At 39.7% G+C, this 2134-nt stretch carries 2 protein-coding genes and 2 pseudogenes; 1 reads left to right on the top strand and 3 read right to left on the bottom strand.

Features of this window, described 5'->3' with window-relative positions:
- Positions 1-137: pseudogene (locus A5N85_RS17905) on the top strand (transposase); the annotation flags it as partial.
- Between the two features lie 110 nt (positions 138-247).
- Here the strand turns inward: A5N85_RS17905 and A5N85_RS16755 are convergent.
- From A5N85_RS16755 to A5N85_RS13080, 3 genes and pseudogenes are all read right to left on the bottom strand, one after another.
- Positions 248-874: pseudogene (locus A5N85_RS16755) on the bottom strand (transposase).
- 188 nt (positions 875-1062) lie between these two features.
- Positions 1063-1659: a hypothetical protein gene (locus tag A5N85_RS13085; protein ID WP_072577582.1), complete on the bottom strand. Its 597-nt coding sequence runs from the start codon at positions 1657-1659 to the stop codon at positions 1063-1065.
- 224 nt (positions 1660-1883) lie between these two features.
- On the bottom strand, positions 1884-2134 hold a 251-nt coding region (locus A5N85_RS13080), incomplete at its 5' end, for a transposase (RefSeq protein WP_249023982.1).

Genomic DNA, 2134 nt, shown 5'->3' with positions numbered 1-2134 from the left:
TTGTCATGGACAATGCCGCTTTTCATAAACGCAGTGATATTCAAGCAATCATTGAAGAGCATGGGCATGAGATAGTTTGGTTACCCCCTTATAGTCCAGACTTAAATCCCATTGAAAAGATGTGGGCTTGGATTAAGCAAATACGCAAAGAATGGCGGATGGATTGTATTGATACTTTATTCTTTTATCTGCTTTGGATTGGGTTGGGTTTTAGATGATTGCACTATAAGTCCGTCAGCACAGAGAGTCAATCGTTTGCCCCTTCGGCTTGAGAGCAGTATAAGCCAATGAGTTCTTTTTTGCCTTCGGTGTTTAAAGCCTGTAGCGTGTAAAGCGCTTTATTGACATAACCTCCTTCTTCTTTGACTTTGTAGGGAATGGCATTCAGCCAAACAAAGGGATAAACACTATCAGGTGTTCGAGATTGCCATGCTTTAAGCTGTGGTATGAATTGATCGGTAATGCTGCTAATATGGTGGCTTCAGAGACTTTCAATGAGTAAATCTCAGCGATGTGGTCTTTGATCGTCCTATAGCTCATGCCATGTGAGAAGAGCGAGAGAATACGGTTGTCAATTTCTGGGGGTGAGTTTGGTTTGGTGTTTTTTGACCAACACAGGCTCAAATTCGTCATTACGGTCTCTAGGGGTTTCTAGCTCAAAGCTACCGACGGTGGATTTAACGGTCTTTTTGCTGTAACCGTTGCGACGGTTACTATTTGGATGTTGTTCAAGATAGCTGTCTATTTCAGCTGAAGCTGATAGGGCGACTTTGGTAAGCTGTTTGATTAGTGGGGCAAGCACTCCGTCAGTACCTGTGCTGGGTTTGCCTGCTTGGATAGCTTTTAAGGCTTTGTTAAAGTCAAGGTTTTGCATACTGTCATTCCTTGTGTTTTGAGTAGTTTAGAGGAATGACACAGAATTTTGAACGCTACCTATCAATGCAAAAGCATTGTACGATTTTTTAAGCTTATATGTGCTTAGTTTACTGTTATATTTCATTTTTCTAGACTAACAGCTTGTTTCTGCTAGTCTAAAACCTATTTAAATATACTTAATAACGATTATTTAGTGCTTTCTTGAGCTTTTTGGATAATACTTTCAGCTTCTGCTTTTACTTCGCTTGCTGCTGATTGTGTAGTATTGGCAACTTGATTGGCTGCTGCATTTGATGTAGCGGCTTTATCTTTTACTTTATCTGCAGCAGTTTCAGCAGCATCAGCAACTTTCTCAGCGGCATCTTTAGCAGTATCTTCTACTTTTCCACCAATATTATCAACAGCATCTTTCGCTTTATCAGCAGCATTGCGTGCTGCGTCTGCTGTTGCTTGGGCAGCATGTTCAACGGCATCTTTACCAGAATCCACAGCGTCGCTAGTTGCTTGTTTAACATCTTCTGCAGCTGTTTTAGCGGCATCTGAAACAGCGTCAGAAGCTTTCTTAACTGCTTCTTCGGTTTTTTTCGCTGCATCACTAGCCGCTTCTTTTGTATTTTCTGCAGCATTTGATGTTGCTTCTTTTACATCTTGAGCAGCTGATTTAGCAGCTTCGCTTGTTTGATGCACTGCATCAGGAGCTTTATCTTTGGCTTCATCTGAGCAAGCAGTGGTTAGTAATCCAGCTGCTACTAAAAGGCTTAGCATCAATTTATTTTTTTTCATAAGTTTCTCCAATTAAGTAAGCGGTATTTTCTTATGGTAGCGCTAAGCTTGAGATTTTTAAAGGGGATTGACTTTTTATGAATGGGATTTCATGTATATAGTGAAAGGCTACTAGAATAGTTACAGCGTTAAGATAGATGAATAAAGTAAACACACATACTATTACTGAAATAGCGATTTAATTTCTGTGACTTCTTTTATTAGCCTTTGACTATATAGTGCAATCATCTAAAGCCCAACCCAATCCAAAGCAGATAAAAGCATAAAGTATCAATACAATCCATCCGCCATTCTTTGCGTATTTGCTTAATCCAAGCCCACATCTTTTCAATGGGATTTAAGTCTGGACTATAAGGGGGTAACCAAACTATCTCATGCCCATGTTCTTCAATGATTGCTTGAATATCACTGCGTTTATGAAAATTTGTGCTGTAGCCATAAGCTCTATGAGCAAAGGCTTTAAAACCACATTCAT

This window comes from Suttonella ornithocola, from assembly GCF_001889065.1.
In the GTDB taxonomy this organism is placed as follows: Bacteria; Pseudomonadota; Gammaproteobacteria; order Cardiobacteriales; family Cardiobacteriaceae; genus Suttonella_A; species Suttonella_A ornithocola.
The sequence above is the reverse complement of the archived record's forward strand: the minus strand, read 5'-3'. Positions and strand labels throughout refer to the sequence as shown.